Genomic DNA, 15,262 nt, shown 5'->3' on the forward strand with positions numbered 1-15,262 from the left:
TCCGAAAGTCCGCGAAACTCGCGGGTCGACTCGCTGCGATTGCGGACGTTCAACGGTCGCGGGTGGACAGCACGCAGAACTCGTTGCCCTCCGGATCAGCCAGCACGGTCCAGGTGACCGCGCCTTCGTCGGCGTCCGATTGACCGACCTCGACCTCGGTGGCCCCGCGTTCGAGCAACGCCTTGATCTCGGCTTCGCGATCCTGGGATGAGTGCGGCGCGAGGTCGATGTGCAGCCGGTTCTTGACGGTCTTGTCCTCGGGCACCGGCACGAAGACCAGACCCTGCCCCTCGGTCAGCCAGTCGTCCAGCGACTTCACCGGATCGATACTGGTGCCCGGCGGAACAACGACGACCTCGTCGTCGGCCTCGTACACGATCACCCAGCCGAGGGTCTCGGCCCACCACCTGCTCAGCCGTGCGGGGTCGTGGCTGTCGACGACGATCGTGTACCAGCGAAGTGCCATACCGACGATTGTGCTACTGGGTCGACTCGGAAACGGCGAAACGCCTGCGAGGGATGGCTACTGCAACCTAATCTCGTGAGGTGCCCCGCCTTTCACTACGTGCGCTGACTCCTGCCCTGCTCGTGCCGCTTCTGGCGAGCTGCAACCCGGCCCCGGACACGACCCAGACTTCCGTCGCGCAGCACACCTCGGCTGTTTCGACGGCATCCGTGAACGCCGGATCCACTGCAGCGCAAGAGAATTCACCGGTATCGGACGCAGCGAGCGACGAGCCGACCAACGGCACCTCTACCTCGGCAGCGGCGGCAGCCGCACCGTCCACGGGTGGTGAGACGACGGCCACGACACCCAGTAGCACCCCTTCTGCCCGGCCAGCGGGCAGCCTGGTGCAGGTGGCCGGCATCACCGACGGGGACACGATCAAGGTGTGGATCAACGGGGTCCGGCAGCCGGTGCGCCTGCTCGGCGTCGACACACCCGAGAGTCGTAAACCGAACACCGCCGTGGCCTGCTTCGCCAAGGAAGCCACCAGCAGGATGCAGAGCCTGGTCCAGTCCAAGCAGGTTCACCTGGTCGCCGACCCGACCCAGGTCGACCGTGATCGGTACCACCGGCTGGTGCGATATGTCGTGCTACCCGACGGAACGGACGTGTCTCAGGCGATGATCGCCGGCGGGTTCGGTCGCGAGTACACCTACGCGGCGGCGTACGGCAAGCAGGATACGTTCCGCACCGCGCAGACCCAGGCTCAGTCGGCCAAGCTCGGCCTGTGGGGTGCCTGCAGCTATGACGCGGCCTTCAACCCGGCCTCCGCCGTCCCGTCCGCGACCGCACCGGCTCCCTTCGTCTCGCCGAGCACGTCCACCCAGCCGCCGGCACCCCGCCCGACCGCACGCCCGACAACGCCTCCGCCCGCGGCCGAGCCGGCCGGCTGCTCGATCAAGGGCAACATCAACAGCGAGGGCGAGAAGATCTACCACCTTCCCGGTCAATCGGCGTACGACAAGACCAGGATCACGACGTCCAAGGGCGAACGCTGGTTCTGCTCCGAGCAGGAAGCCCGGGACGCAGGCTGGCGCCGAGCCAAGCGCTGAGTTCCGATTCCCTTCGTTCGTCCCGGAATTGCGCGGCGAACGCGTGTCGGAACGGGCGTGACGGTGCCTGCTGAACAACACTTGCAGATGGCCTGTCGCCGTCGGCGGTGACAGGACACTCAGCTTGTCCGGCATCACCGAGGGAGACCCATGGCCCGCCGTCGTAAGGACGACCAACCGCTCGAACCCGACTTCGTCGAGAACATCGTCGACATCACGGTCGAGGACGAGATGCAGACGGCGTTCCTGGAGTACGCGTACTCGGTCATCTACTCCCGTGCTCTGCCGGACGCCCGCGACGGTCTGAAGCCGGTGCAGCGCCGGATCCTGTTCTCGATGGACGAGTTGGGTCTGCGTCCGGATCGCAACCACGTCAAGTGTTCGCGCGTCGTGGGCGAGGTCATGGGTAAGTACCACCCGCACGGCGACACCGCGATCTACGACGCGCTGGTGCGTATGGCCCAGCCGTGGACGATGCGCCTTCCCCTGGTCGATGGCCACGGCAACTTCGGCTCGCTCGACCAGGGCCCCGCTGCGTCGCGGTACACCGAGGCCCGGCCGGCACCCGCCGCGCTGCTGATGACCGCGTCGCTGGACGAGAACACCGTCGAGTTCGTACCCAACTACGACGAATCCGAGCAGCAGCCCGCCGTGCTGCCGGCGGCGTTTCCGAACCTGCTGGTCAACGGCGCCAGCGGTATCGCGGTCGGTATGGCCACCAACATGCCCCCGCACAACCTGGTCGAGGTCATCGGCGCCGCGCGGCACCTGATCACCAACCCCGACTGCTCGCTGGACGACCTGATGAAGTTCGTTCCGGGCCCGGACCTGCCGATGGGCGGCCAGATCGTCGGGCTCGAAGGCATCCGGGACGCCTACCTCACCGGACGCGGTTCGTTCCGTACTCGTGCGACGGTGCGGGTCGAGAATGTCACGCCGCGTAAGAAGGGTCTGGTCGTCACCGAACTGCCCTATCTGGTCGGTCCGGAGAAGGTCATCGAGAAGATCAAGGATCTGCACCAGGGCAAGAAGATCCAGGGCATCTCCGACGTCAAGGATCTGTCCGACCGCAACAAGGGCCTCGAACTCGTCATCGAGATCAAGAACGGCTTCAACCCGGACGCAGTGCTGGAGCAGTTGTACAAGTTGACCCCGATGGAGGAGTCGTTCGGCATCAACAACGTCACGCTCGTCGACGGTCAGCCGCGCGCCCTCGGCCTGAAGGAACTGCTGAAGGTCTACGTCGACTTCCGCATCGTCGTGGTGCGCCGCCGCACCGAGTTCCGGCTGGCGAAGAAGAAGGACCGTCTGCACCTGGTCGAGGGTCTGCTCATCGCGATCCTCGACATCGATGAGGTCATCCAGGTGATCCGCACCAGCGACGACTCCGCTGCCGCCCGGGCCCGGTTGATGCAGGTGTTCGATCTGTCCGAAGCGCAGGCCAACTACATCCTCGACCTCCAACTGCGCCGACTGACGAAGTTCTCCCGCATCGAGTTGGAGCAGGAGGCCGACGAACTGCGCAAGGCCATCGAGGAACTCGAGGCGATCCTCGGCGATGAGAAGGTGCTCAACAAGCTCGTCTCGACCGAACTCGCCGACGTCGCCAAGGCTCACGGCACTCCTCGCCGGACTGTGCTGCTTGAGTCCTCCGGAGCTCCGAAGCAGACGGCCACGCCGCTCGAGGTCACTGATGACCCGTGCTGGGTATTGCTGTCCTCCAGCGGACTGCTGGCTCGCACGACGACAGCGGATCCGTTGTCCGACAGCGGTTCTCGTAGAAAGCATGACGCGATCGTCGGCGCAGTACGCACGACGGTCCGCGGCGACTTCGGCGTGGTGACCTCCTCCGGACGGGTCACCCGGCTGACCGCCCTCGACCTGCCGACCCTGGTCGCCACCAATGAGGCGCCGGCGTTGTCGGGCGGAGCCCCGCTCGCGGCGTTCGTCGATCTGCCCGCCGGGGAGAAGGTGCTCACGTTGATGAGCCTGGACGCTTCGGCTCCGCCGCTCGCGATCGGTACGGCGAACGGTGTGGTCAAGCGGGTCACCACCGAGTACCCGAACCGTGATTCGTTCGAGGTGATCACGCTCAAGGACGGCGATGAGGTGGTCGGTGCAGCTCAACCCGCTTCCGACACAGCCGAACTCACATTCGTGACGTCGGCGGCCATGCTCCTGCACTTCCCCGCGTCCGGCGTGCGGCCGCAGGGTCGCACCGGTGGTGGCGTGGCAGGCATCAAGCTCGGCGCCGGCGCAAAGGCGATCTGGTTCGGCGCCGTCGAATCGGCCGACGCTGTGCTGATCACGGTTGCCGACTCCTCCGGTGCGCTGCCGGGCACCGGAGGCGGGTCGATTAAGGTTACCGAATTCGCCGCCTACCCCGGCAAGGGTCGGGCCACCGGCGGCGTCCGCTGCCAGCGTTTCCTGCGCGGTGAGGACGAGCTCGTCTTCGCCTGGGCCGGACGCGCACCACGCGCCGCAACCGGCGCAGGTGTCGCGGTCGACCTGCCGGACGCCGACACCCGCCGCGACGGCAGTGGCGTGCCCCTCACCGGCAACCTCGCTGCGATCGCCGGCTCGGTCGCAGACACCGCAACCGAACCGTCCGACGACTGACCGTCGACGATCGGTCCGGCAGACTGGCCCGCATGAGTGACGTGACGCAGTGTTCGCGGCAGTGGGACGAAGCCGGGCTCCCGGCGCCGGGTTCGGCATCGGTGGCGCAGTTCTGGGTCGCGCTGGAACAGAACGGACCGTGGGGTCATGACGCCATCGCGACAGCTCATCTGCCGGAAGGTGTCGGGCCGGCGCTCGAACGCGCGATCTCGGACGCCGGAGGTCGGCTGTTGCTCATCCGCCGACCGGGTCGACACGTCGACACCCACGACACTTCACTCTCACGATTCTGTTTCGTCGCAGGCGGATTGGCCGATGACCCGTGGCTGTTGGAAGGATCGCTGGGTGATCCGGCTGACCTGCTCCGTATCGATTGGCGCCTGCACATCGCCGAAGGTCCGGATGCTGTGAGCCAGGTGGTGCCGCTGCTGGAGGAGACACGCGACGTCGCCCTCCTGGTCTGCGCCAACAGTAAACGCGACCAGTGTTGTGCGGTACGGGGCCGACCGGTGGCGGCACACGCGTCCGAACAACACCCCGGACGCGTGTGGGAGTGCTCGCACACGGGCGGACACCGGTTCGCACCCACTGCGGTCATGCTTCCCTCCGGTCAGACCTACGCCCGACTGACCGGGCAGACGGCGCTCGACGCATACGACGCGGAACGCCGGCGCGAGGTGGCGGCCTCGCTGAATTCGTTGTCGCACAACCGGGGGCGCAGCGTGCTCGCACCACCCGCGCAGGCCGCCGAAGCCGCCGTCCGCGCCGAGAGCGGTGAACTCGCCCTGGACGCATTCACCGTCGAGGAGGAGGACGTCGACCGAATGCGGGTGCAGCACCGGAACGGGCGCACCTGGCGTGTGCAGATCACCTCGTGCGCCGGGCCAGACCTCAAGGACTCGTGCCTGAAGCAGCCGAAGCCGTCGAACTACTGGACCGTGGAGTTGCTCGACTAGAGCGCCAGGTACATCACATGCAGGCCGACGAGACCCTGCTGCGGATGCCGGAAAGCGTCAGGCACAGTGCCGATCACGTCGAACCCCAACGACTTCCACAGCTTGACGGCGGATTCGTTGGTCTCGACCACCGCGTTGAACTGGATGCCGTGGAACCCCTGGTCGCGGTGCCACTGCACGACGTACTCCCCCAGCGTGCGGCCGACGCCCCTGCCCCGGGCGTCGGGCGAGACCATGAAGCTGGCCGTGCCTATGTGGGAACCGTTGCCCGGCCGGTTGGGGCCCATCTTCGCGCTGCCCAGCACGGCGCCTGACTCACTGCCGTCATCGTCTACCCACACAACGGTCTGCCCAGGCGGCTGTTCCATCCACCAACCGCGAGCCTGCTCACTGGTCAGGTCGAAGGGGAAGGCGTAGGTTTCGCCGGCCTGGACGATGTCCCTCCAGAACGGCCAGATCTGAGCCCAGTCGGCATCGGTCGCCGCACGGATGGTGCTCATTCGCCGACCTGTCCGTCGATCGCCTCGCGGAGTAGATCGGCATGGCCGTTGTGCCGCGCGTACTCCTCGACCAGGTGCACCAGGATCCACCGCAAGCTGACCCGATCGTCCTGGCCCGGGTTCTGCGCTGTGAGGTCGAGTCCGCCGCTGGTGAGCGCTGCATCGACGACGGAGTCTGACTCTTGCTGCATCCGGCTCAGCAACTCGGTGCGTTGGTCCGGTGACATGCCGGCAGCCATCTCCCAGTCGTAGTCCGGAGCCGCGTCCCAATCGTTGTCGGCGAACATTTCGAGTGGACGCTTGCCCTCGAATACGTAGGTGAACCAGTAGTTCTCGACGAACGCCAGGTGCGTGGTCATCCCAGCGAGCGTCATGGTGGACGGCGCGAGGGGCTGTTGCAATTGCTCGTCGTCGAGTCCCTCGATCTTCCATCGGAAAGTGTCGCGCAGGTACTGAAGGAAGCCGAGGACGGTGGCAACCTCGTCGCCGGCCATAGGAGCTTCGAATCGATTGTCGGTCACCGCCCGAACGTAGCCTGCGTCATCTCGCGACAGCGAGCGATTTTCACCGTCCGGACGACGGGCAAGACCTACTGGTCCACGGCGCCGCACATCCACCGTCCACGACGATCCGTCGCCCGCCAGTCGATCGAACACCAAAGTGACCGAGCAGGAATCGACTTGCGCTGGGTCTCCTGACGGATCCCTCGCTTCAGGTCTTGTTCCGCGCTGACGTTCGTGTGTGGCTATGGATTCGGCCCAGATGGGTCAGCCGTCCGTCCACGCTCAGCCGATCAACCAGTGCGCAACTCCCGCGCACCCGCACGCCCAGAGCACGCTGACGAACGTGCCGATGATGAATCGCTCGGCCACCGCCGAGTTGTCGCCGTTCTTCAGTTCCGGGTATCGACCGAGGCCCTTGACAGCCAGCACGATCGCGATCGCTTCGGGCCAACCAAGCAGAAGTCCCGAGTAGATCGCCAGCCGCTCCAGACCCCCAATCCACGCGCCCCCGCGCAGGCTCGATCCTGCGGCCTCGACGGAGTGTTCGTCGGCGTCCGCCGCCGGCGGCGTCGAGTGGTTGCCGCGGTCGACGACCCGGAAGCAGAGCATGGTGAGCAGCCCGCCGACCAGGACGGCCACGAAGCCGATCACGGTGACGATGAGCGCCGATCCCCCATCCATGGTGTGCACGCTAGCCGGGGCCACCGACAGTCTCGGCGCGAGCCCGGTCAAGCAGTCGCTCGACCAGCCGCGCCCCCGCCTGCGTCTCGGCGAACCCACTCGATCGCAGCCGCTGGCTCACCGCCGAAGCGGTGATACCCAGGCTCTTGGCAACCTGCTGCTGTGGTCGACCGTCGGCGGCGACGGTGCACGCTTCCCAGCCGGCCGGCGTCCGGCGACGCCACACACTCAGCAACAGCCACAGCACTGCTTCGGCTTCAGCGCATGAGGGAGGGCCCACGACGCGTAGATCCTGCGGCGCGCTGCGCGCGGTGTTGAGCGCATCGCGGGCGGCGAGGAAGGCCGGACCGTTCGCGGCACGGACGTCACGCGGAACAGGACGGTCGACATCGCCGATACCGATGCCTATACGCCAGCCACCGAGCCGCGTGAGGGTCTCGATGACAGACACCACCGCAGCCGAATCGGTGACCAAGCCCTGAATCTCGTCACCGGCTGTACGCGCGAATCGGCGCGAGCTTCGTCCGAGCCGCAGTTGCGCGAGGGCGTCCAACGCCGCCGGGACGTTGTCGCCTCCCTTGCGACTACCGATCTGGTCGGCCGTGACGACGACCGAACCCTTCACCGCGTCCGATTCAGGCATATGTCTAAATTACTACGGATGAAGGCTATTGCCTACATTCAGCTCGACTGCTCGGCCGCCTTCGCCTTGGCCGCGGCTTTGGTCTGCTTCTTGAAGTCGCGCACCTTCTGCAGCGACTCACCGTCGACGACGTCCGCCACCGACCGGAAGCTCCCTTCCTCTGCGTAGGGTCCGATCACCTCACGCCAGCCGTGCGACCGGACGTCGAGCCGCTTGGCCAGCAGGGCGGCGAAGATGCGGGCCTTCTGGTCGCCGTAGCCCGGCAGAGCCTTCAATCGTTTGAGCAGTTCCTTGGTGTCGCCGGCAGTCGACCAGATCTTCGACGCGTCGCCGTCGTACTCGGCGACGACGACCTGAGCCAGCTGCTGCACGCGACCGGCCATCGAACGGCCGTACCGATGGATCGCCGGAGGGGTGGAGGCAAGGTCGGCGAACTGCTCGGGCTCCTGCGCGGCTATCACTCTCGGGTCGATCGTGCCGAGGCGGGACGCGATCTTGGCCGGACCACGGAAGGCGTGCTCCATCGGATACTGCTGATCCAGCAGCATTCCGACCAACAGCGCGAACGGATCACTGGAGAGCAACTCGTCGGCTTCGACATCCTGGGCGATCTGCAGCTTCACCATGCGGCGCAGTCTAGGCCGCCCCCAGGGCGCATCGGCCGGAGCACCTGCCACCTCGATTCCGAGGATATGCAATGTCGGTCCGGGCACCGTCGGGGTGCGGTGGACCTGGCCGCAGGACCCCGACTGAGTCACATTCCGTCGGACAGCATCGGCACGTCGAACCCGTCCGAGCTGCCGACCAACACACCGCGCCGCACCGAACCCGACCCGAACTTCTCGCGCACCTCGTCCAACGCAGTGTCGAGGACACCGGATTGGTGGGCGTCGAAGGGCAGCATCAACTGCGTGGTGCCGCTTGCGTCGAGAGCACCGATCGTCAAGCCCAGCAACGTGATTCCGCGGTCAGCGATCAGCGGGCGTAGCCCGAGCAACAGTTCACGGGAGATCCGCAGCACGGTCTCGGTGGCCATCGTGGGTCGAGGCAGCGTGCGTGATCTGGTGACCCGCTCGTAGTCGCCGAACCGAACCCGGACGGTGATTGTCGCCCCTGGTCGGCCACCGTCACGGACTCGACCCATGACCCGGTCGACGATGCCGACGAGGATCTGGTCGAGTTCGGCGTCACTACGCCGCCCGGGGCCGAACGCCCGCTGCGAGCCGATCGATCGGCGACGCCGACCCCGCTCGACCGGACGCGGATCCTGGAAATGCGCCAGTGCGAACAGGTGTCGCCCCGAGGCCTTGCCGACTGTCTCGGACAATGACCGAAGCTCGAGCTCGGCGAGCTGACCGATCGTGCGAATTCCCCTGGCGTGCAACTTCTCCGACGTCTTCTTACCGACTCCCCACAGCCGTTCGATCGGGAGCGGGTACAGGAAATCCTCCTCGCCGTCACGTGGAACGACCAGCAAGCCGTCGGGCTTGCTGACCGCGCTCGCGATCTTTGCGAGGTACTTCGTGCGAGCTACCCCGACCGAGATCGGCAACCCCACCTCGTCCCGCACCCGCTGCCGCAGCAGCGCAGCGACCTGGGACGGTGAACCGACCAGACGGGCGAGTCCGCCGACGTCCAGGAACGCTTCGTCGACCGAAATTCCTTCGACATTCGGCGTGAGGTCGTGGAAGATCTCGAAAACCGCCCGACTGGCTTCCATGTAGACCTTCGGCCGCATCGGCGCGACCAGCAGATCAGGACACAGTTGGCGGGCGATGCGCTCGCCCATCGGTGTCGAGACGCCGTACGCCTTGGCTTCATAGGAGGCCGCCATGATGATCCCACCGCCGACCGCGACGGGACGCCCACGCAGCCGAGGGTCGTCGCGCTGCTCGACGGAGGCGTAGAACGAGTCGAGATCGGCGTGCAGCATCGGCCCCTCGACCACTCCCTCACCGGACACGAACATATGTTCGCATCAGCCGCCGACAACGGCCACCCTGCGCAGCGACCCGACCACCTCTTCCGGGTCGTACGGTGGGGTGATGAGCGACGAATCGAAGGAATGGAACAGCGACTTCGGCAGCACCGAACTCGACCCGCAGGAGCGCCGGGACGCCGAGACCTATCTCGACGACCCGAACGACAGCGACGATGAACCCTGGACGCCGCCGGAGCGACAGCCGCGGGCTGGGGAGTTCCTCGACGACGACGAGGAAGAGACGATCGACCAGCGCATCGGGCAGGAAATCCCCGAGGAAGGCACCGCCTACGGCGCGCCGGAGGAAGAGGCGGACGTGTTACGCGACCACGCCATGGCCGGCGGTGACGACCCGGACGCGATCCCGGCCGATCAGGACTTCATCGGTGACCCCGACGAGGTCGACGACTCGGCGTACCAGCGGCGCGACGACGCCGAACCCGCGGAGGAAGCGGCGCTGCACGTCGTGGACGACGATGAGCAGTCCCCCGACGAAGAGGATGTCGACATCGAGGACGAGGACGTCGAGTTCGAGGACTGACCGCGCGGCAGCCCTGGCCCGGCGGGCCCGATCTCAGGCGTCGATGCGCTCGAGATCGAGGCCCGCCGCGTTGTCGACGATGAAGTCCTTGCGGGGCGCGACCTCCGAGCCCATCAGCAGATCGAACATCCGCTCGGCGGCCTCGGCGTCGGCGAGTGTGACCCGGCGCAGTGTGCGATGGCGCGGCTCCATCGTCGTCTCGGCCAGCTGGTCGGCGTCCATCTCGCCCAACCCCTTGTAGCGCTGCGGCTGCTTGATGTGACGGCCTTTCTTCTGCAGGTCGGCCATCGTCTTGCGCATCTGCGCCTCGGAGTAGGTGTAGATCACCTCGCCCTTGCTGCGGCCCTGCGCACTGGTCTCGATGCGGTGCAGCGGAGGCACGGCGGCGTACACCTTGCCGGCCTCGACCAACGGACGCATGTACCGGAAGAACAACGTCAGCAGCAGGGTGCGGATGTGCGCACCGTCGACGTCCGCGTCGGTCATCAGGATGACCTTGCCGTAACGCACCATCTCCGGGTCGAAGGAACGACCTGAACCACCACCGACGACCTGGATGATCGAGGCGCACTCGGCGTTCTTGAGCATGTCGCCCACGGACGCCTTCTGCACGTTGAGGATCTTGCCGCGGATCGGCAGCAACGCCTGATATTCGGAGTTACGGGCCGCCATGCCGGTGCCGAGCGCGGAGTCTCCCTCGACGATGAACAGCTCGGTGCGCTCGGAGTCGGTTGAGCGACAGTCCTTCAATTTCGATGGCAGAGAAGAGGATTCGAGCGCTGTCTTGCGGCGCTGGGTTTCCTTGTGAAGACGCGCGCTGATGCGCGTCTTCATCTCCGACACGACCTTCTCCAGCAGCTGGGTCGACTGGGTCTTCAAGTCACGCTTGCCCGAGGTGAGGTTGGCGGTGAGTTCCTGTTCGACGACCTTGCTGACGATGGCCCGCACCGCCGAGGTGCCCAGCACCTCCTTGGTCTGCCCCTCGAACTGCGGCTCCGCCAGCCGGACGGTGACGACGGCGGTGAGTCCCGCCAGGATGTCGTCCTTCTCGACCTTGTCGTTGCCGACCTTCAGCCGACGTGAGTTGACCTCCAACTGCTTGCGGAAGACCTTGAGCAGCGACTGCTCGAACCCGCTGACGTGGGTGCCGCCCTTGGGCGTCGCGATGATGTTGACGAACGACTTCACCTTCGTGTCGTAGCCCGTGCCCCACCTCAGCGCGATGTCGACGACGCAGTTGCGCTCGACCTCGGTCGGCATCATGTGGCCCTTGTCGTCCAGCACCGGCACCGTCTCGGTGAACGTGCTCTCACCCTGCAAGCGCCACACGTCGGTGACCGCAGGGTCGGCGGCGAGGTACTCGGTGAACTCACTGATGCCACCGTCGTGCAGGAACAACTCTTCGTGGGGACCATCGGCACCGGGAGTCTCGGGCAGACCGCGTTCGTCGCGGATGGCGATCGCCAGACCGGGAATCAGGAACGAGGTCTGGCGTGCACGATCCAGCAGACCGTCGTAGTCGAACCGTGCGTTCTTGAGGAAGATCTGGTCGTCGGCCCAGTAACGGATGCGGCAACCGGTGACCCCACGCTTGGCCTTGCCCACGACCGCGAGTTCGCTGCCCACCTCGAACGGAGTGAACGGCGCGTCCGGGCCGTCGCCGGCGAACGTGCCGGGTTCGCCGCGGCGGAAGCTCATCCCGTACGTCTTTCCCGCCCGGTCGACCTCGACGTCGAGTCGCGCCGAGAGCGCGTTGACGACCGATGCGCCGACGCCGTGCAGGCCACCGGAGGCGGTGTAGGAGCCTCCGCCGAACTTGCCACCCGCGTGCAGCTTTGTGAACACGACTTCGACACCCGAGAGTCCGGTGCGCGGTTCGATGTCGACCGGGATGCCTCGGCCGTGGTCGCTGACCTGCACCGACCCGTCGGCGAACAACGTGACCTCGATGCGATCGCCGTGACCGCCGAGCGCCTCGTCGACGGCGTTGTCGATGATCTCCCACAGGCAGTGCATGAGACCGCGCCCATCGGTCGAGCCGATGTACATGCCCGGACGCTTGCGCACCGCTTCGAGACCTTCGAGCACCTGCAGGTGCCGAGCGTTGTATTCGGAGGCGGACGATGTACTGCGAGGAACCACGGGGGTCGAACTCCTTCGTGCGGGACGGCGCTCGCAGCGTAACCGCGCCCACCGACATCGCCCGGGAGGCTGGCCGACGGAGGCTGGTGACAGTCCTGGTCACAGATCGGATATGGCACACGCCACGCCGGTGCAGAACCCCTCCGGGAACACACGGAGGTGCTTGGATGTTGTCTCATCGGAACGGCGCACACCGTTGCAACCGCGAGGGGGCATCGACCGTCGTGACGAACGACCTCCTCGAGAGGAAACTGACGGCGTCTCGGCGCCCGACGAAAGGATGGACCCAATGGCCACTGCACTCGCACCTACGCTGACCGCCGCTGACCGCTGTGACCGATGCGGCGCTCAGGCATTTATCCGGGCCCGTCTTGCCGGCGACATGGAGCTGCTGTTCTGCGCCCACCACGGACGCAGCCACTTGGACAAGCTTCAGGACGTCGCCGAAGAAGTCATCGACGAGACCGACCGCCTGCACGCTGCTCAGGACTGACAGCGCGACAGACACCCCACCGGCATGCCGGTGAGAACGAATCGCCCGCACCGTTCTCGGTGCGGGCGATTCGCTTGTCCGGGCGATAGGTTCATCGCGTGGAACCCGTGACTCTTCTGGCCGGCGCACTCATCCTCATCGGCATCCTCGGCCTCATCGTGCCGGTCCTGCCCGGCCTGCTCGTGGTCGAGGCCGGTGTCCTGCTGTGGGCCTGGGACAACGGATCGACGACCGCCTGGGTGATCTTCGGGATCAGTGTGGTGATCGCGCTGATCGGCTGGTTCCTGCAGTACCAGATCCCGAACAGGTCGCTGCGCCAGGCAGGCGTCCCCGGGCGGTCCCGCCTCGCGGGCATCGTGCTGGCCGCGATCGGCTTCTTCGTGATCCCCTATGTGGGGCTCTTCCTCGGTTTCATCGCCGGCGTGTACCTCGCCGAGCAGGTACGCCTGCGCAATCCCTCGGCAGCGTGGACCTCGACCAAGATGGCCTTGAAAGCGGTGCTGTCCAGCATCGGAATCGAACTCGCGGCAGCGGTCACCGTGTCATTGCTGTGGGTGGGCGGGCTACTTCTCACTCGCTGAGAAGCCGACCGACGAGTCACCACTGCTCGCGACGACGCTTCTCCCAGCGCGCCTCGAGCCGCTGCATGAATGAACCGGAGGATCGCTGCTTGCCCGGGCGACTCACGCCGCGACCTCGCCCACCACGCGGACGGTGCCCGCGGGGCTCAGCCGGACGAACGGTGCCGTCGTCCTGCACGGTGCCGAGGTTCGCGGCCGAACCAGAGCCGTTGAAGGCCCATGCCGCGACAGCCACCATCACCACGAAGCCCACGACGCCGAGCCAGATGAAGTTGTTCATCACCCCGACGACGGCGACCGCGAGGCCCATCATCATCCCGAACGCAGCGATCATCAGGCGTCCACGTCGCGGGCTGGTGACCGCACGCATCTGGGAGGCGAACTTCGGGTCCTCTTCGGACAACGCGCGTTCCATCTGCTCGAGCATGCGTTGCTCGTGCTCCGACAGCGGCACGGTCGACCTCCCAGCAGGAATGTTGCGGATGCACGTCGAGCATCGACGTGTACCTCCGAGGATAAGTCGCCGGCGGGCCGCATGGTAGGCCGGGCAGCAGAACTCGTCACTTTGAATTTCCGGCCGCAACTCACCGCGCCATCGACGGAGCCACCGCGGCGTCGAGCCCGGCGCCCAGAACGGACGCCATCGGCAGACCCAGACAGCGAAGCACGAGCCCGAGGAAGGTCTCACCGGCGCGAATCAGATCGTCGGCTTCGCGCACGGTGGGTCGCTGTGCTCCCCGATCGAAGATCTGCCCCCGGCGCCCGGTGTCGGTGAAGTAGGTCGCCCACTCAGCGAGCTCGGGAGCGACGGTCGGGACGACCTCCCACACCGACCGAGGACCCGACCTGGCGTTGCGCCGGCTCCGCGCGGCCAGCAACGCAGCCGCTGCGCGCAAGGCGGCCAGCTGTGCGCAGCGGTACCGCTCGATGACGTCCTGTTGATGACAGGCCTCGAGCAGGCAACCGCGGGAGCGATCGATGAGATCGAGGACCCCGGTGGCGAGCGGGGTCGGGCTGCTGGTGACGGTGGACATGGCGCCTCCTGCGAAGGGGTGGACCGAACGAGTTGTTCGAACTCATGTTCGAACGCTCATACAGTAGGTTCCCCCACCGACAACCCGTCGCGCAAGCGTTCAGCCGACCAGGTTGCGGTGCACTTCCAGCGTCGCGGTCGACCGGTTCATCGTGATGAAGTGAAGACCGGGCGCACCTTCGGCCAGCATGCGCTGCGCGTGCTCCGTGCAGATCTGGATGCCGACCTCCCGGACGGCCGACTTGTCGTCCTTCACCGCCTCGATGCGCTCGACGACCTCCGCGGCCAACGGCTGACCGTTGAGTTCGGTCATCCGTTGCAGCTGGCCGTAGGCAGTCACCGGCATCAGTCCGGGAACGATCGGAATCGATCGCCCGGATGCGGCGACCAGGTCGCGCAGGCGCAGGTAGGCGTCGACGTCGGTGACCATCTGGGTGATCGCGAAGGACGCACCCGCCTGCGCCTTGCGGATCAGAACCTGAGCGTCGTGCTCGAGCGACCCCGACTCCGGGTGCTTGTCGGGGAATGCGGCCACTCCGACGGTGAACTCGCCGAGCTCTCGAATCAGGCCGACCAGTTGGTCGGCGTGGTCGAGACCCTCCGGGTGGGGGGTCCACGGCGTGCCCAGCCCACCGGCGGGGTCGCCGCGCAGGGCGAGGATGTTGCGGATGCCCGCACCCGCGTACTGGCCGACGATCTGACGCAGCTCGGTCGTCGAGGAACCGACACAGGTCAGGTGCGCCATCGTGGTGAGTGTCGTCTCGTGCTCGATCCGGCTGGTGACGCGTACCGTCCGGTCACGGGTCGAGCCCCCCGCGCCGTAGGTGACGGAGACGAACGAGGGTCGGATCCGCTCGACGCGCCGGATGGAATCCCACAGGATCGCTTCACTCGCGTCGTCCTTCGGCGGGAAGAACTCGAAACTGAACGCCGTGTCGGGCGCGTGGAGCAGGTCTGGAATGCTTGGGTGCGGACGAGCGCTCGCATCGGGCATGTGGGCGACCTTAGCGGTTACCCGGCCCTCGACCC

The 15,262-nt window shown here is 66.5% G+C and carries 17 protein-coding genes; 6 read left to right on the forward strand and 11 right to left on the reverse strand.

Annotated features, from left to right (window positions below):
* Positions 1–49 precede the first annotated feature (49 nt).
* Positions 50–466: a VOC family protein gene (locus ACYU8W_RS08025; RefSeq protein ID WP_499468107.1), complete on the reverse strand. Its 417-nt coding sequence runs from the start codon at positions 464–466 to the stop codon at positions 50–52.
* 392 nt (positions 467–858) lie between these two features.
* Here ACYU8W_RS08025 and ACYU8W_RS08030 point away from each other — a divergent pair, with 392 nt between their 5' ends.
* The 3 genes from ACYU8W_RS08030 (at position 859) to ACYU8W_RS08040 (ending at position 5,135) form a co-directional block, all read left to right on the forward strand.
* Positions 859–1,560, forward strand: coding sequence for a thermonuclease family protein (locus ACYU8W_RS08030; RefSeq protein WP_499468109.1), 702 nt, complete (start codon positions 859–861; stop codon positions 1,558–1,560).
* Between the two features lie 150 nt (positions 1,561–1,710).
* Positions 1,711–4,179: a DNA gyrase/topoisomerase IV subunit A gene (locus ACYU8W_RS08035; protein WP_499468111.1), complete on the forward strand. Its 2,469-nt coding sequence runs from the start codon at positions 1,711–1,713 to the stop codon at positions 4,177–4,179.
* Between the two features lie 32 nt (positions 4,180–4,211).
* Complete coding sequence (locus tag ACYU8W_RS08040) at positions 4,212–5,135, forward strand: ferredoxin family protein (RefSeq protein WP_499468113.1); 924 nt, start codon at positions 4,212–4,214, stop codon at positions 5,133–5,135.
* On the opposite strand, the gene ACYU8W_RS08045 is transcribed toward ACYU8W_RS08040, so the two are convergent.
* From ACYU8W_RS08045 to dinB, 6 genes are all read right to left on the reverse strand, one after another.
* Entirely contained in the window at positions 5,132–5,635 is a 504-nt protein-coding gene (locus tag ACYU8W_RS08045; RefSeq protein ID WP_141928122.1) for a GNAT family N-acetyltransferase, read from the reverse strand. The genes ACYU8W_RS08040 and ACYU8W_RS08045 overlap by 4 nt on opposite strands.
* Positions 5,632–6,156 (reverse strand): DinB family protein, encoded by a 525-nt coding sequence (locus tag ACYU8W_RS08050; protein WP_246092380.1) that lies wholly within the window; start codon positions 6,154–6,156, stop codon positions 5,632–5,634. The genes ACYU8W_RS08045 and ACYU8W_RS08050 overlap by 4 nt, the downstream gene beginning before the upstream one ends.
* 264 nt (positions 6,157–6,420) lie before the next feature.
* Positions 6,421–6,819 carry a hypothetical protein gene (locus ACYU8W_RS08055; protein WP_499468115.1) on the reverse strand — a complete coding sequence of 133 codons (399 nt, stop codon included), beginning with the start codon at positions 6,817–6,819 and terminating at the stop codon, positions 6,421–6,423.
* A gap of 10 nt (positions 6,820–6,829) precedes the next feature.
* On the reverse strand, positions 6,830–7,462 hold the full coding sequence (locus ACYU8W_RS08060; RefSeq protein WP_141928120.1) for a transposase: 633 nt from the start codon (positions 7,460–7,462) through the stop codon (positions 6,830–6,832).
* A gap of 38 nt (positions 7,463–7,500) precedes the next feature.
* Complete coding sequence (locus tag ACYU8W_RS08065; RefSeq protein ID WP_141928119.1) at positions 7,501–8,088, reverse strand: HhH-GPD-type base excision DNA repair protein; 588 nt, start codon at positions 8,086–8,088, stop codon at positions 7,501–7,503.
* Between the two features lie 128 nt (positions 8,089–8,216).
* Positions 8,217–9,431, reverse strand: coding sequence for a DNA polymerase IV (dinB, locus tag ACYU8W_RS08070; RefSeq protein WP_141928118.1), 1,215 nt, complete (start codon positions 9,429–9,431; stop codon positions 8,217–8,219).
* A 76-nt stretch (positions 9,432–9,507) separates the two neighbouring features.
* Between dinB and ACYU8W_RS08075 the strand changes: the two genes are divergently transcribed.
* Positions 9,508–9,984: a hypothetical protein gene (locus ACYU8W_RS08075; protein WP_499468118.1), complete on the forward strand. Its 477-nt coding sequence runs from the start codon at positions 9,508–9,510 to the stop codon at positions 9,982–9,984.
* 33 nt (positions 9,985–10,017) lie between these two features.
* Here the strand turns inward: ACYU8W_RS08075 and ACYU8W_RS08080 are convergent, their stop codons facing one another.
* A complete protein-coding gene (locus tag ACYU8W_RS08080) occupies positions 10,018–12,126 on the reverse strand; it encodes a DNA gyrase/topoisomerase IV subunit B (protein ID WP_499468120.1) in 2,109 nt (702 codons plus the stop codon).
* Positions 12,127–12,415: 289 nt separating this feature from the next.
* Between ACYU8W_RS08080 and ACYU8W_RS08085 the strand changes: the two genes are divergently transcribed.
* On the forward strand, positions 12,416–12,619 hold the full coding sequence (locus ACYU8W_RS08085) for a DUF7455 domain-containing protein (protein ID WP_129624003.1): 204 nt from the start codon (positions 12,416–12,418) through the stop codon (positions 12,617–12,619).
* Between the two features lie 98 nt (positions 12,620–12,717).
* Entirely contained in the window at positions 12,718–13,200 is a 483-nt protein-coding gene (locus ACYU8W_RS08090) for a DUF456 domain-containing protein (protein WP_499468122.1), read from the forward strand.
* Between the two features lie 16 nt (positions 13,201–13,216).
* Here the strand turns inward: ACYU8W_RS08090 and ACYU8W_RS08095 are convergent, their stop codons facing one another.
* The 3 genes from ACYU8W_RS08095 to metF all read right to left on the reverse strand — a co-directional run bounded on the left by ACYU8W_RS08095 (position 13,217) and on the right by metF (position 15,227).
* Positions 13,217–13,654 (reverse strand): SCO2097 family morphological protein, encoded by a 438-nt coding sequence (locus ACYU8W_RS08095; RefSeq protein ID WP_499468124.1) that lies wholly within the window; start codon positions 13,652–13,654, stop codon positions 13,217–13,219.
* Between the two features lie 130 nt (positions 13,655–13,784).
* Positions 13,785–14,234, reverse strand: coding sequence for an SAV_6107 family HEPN domain-containing protein (locus ACYU8W_RS08100; protein WP_499468126.1), 450 nt, complete (start codon positions 14,232–14,234; stop codon positions 13,785–13,787).
* A 99-nt stretch (positions 14,235–14,333) separates the two neighbouring features.
* Entirely contained in the window at positions 14,334–15,227 is an 894-nt protein-coding gene (gene metF / locus ACYU8W_RS08105; protein ID WP_499468128.1) for a methylenetetrahydrofolate reductase [NAD(P)H], read from the reverse strand.
* Positions 15,228–15,262 lie beyond the last annotated feature (35 nt).

This window comes from Yimella radicis, from assembly GCF_054778255.1.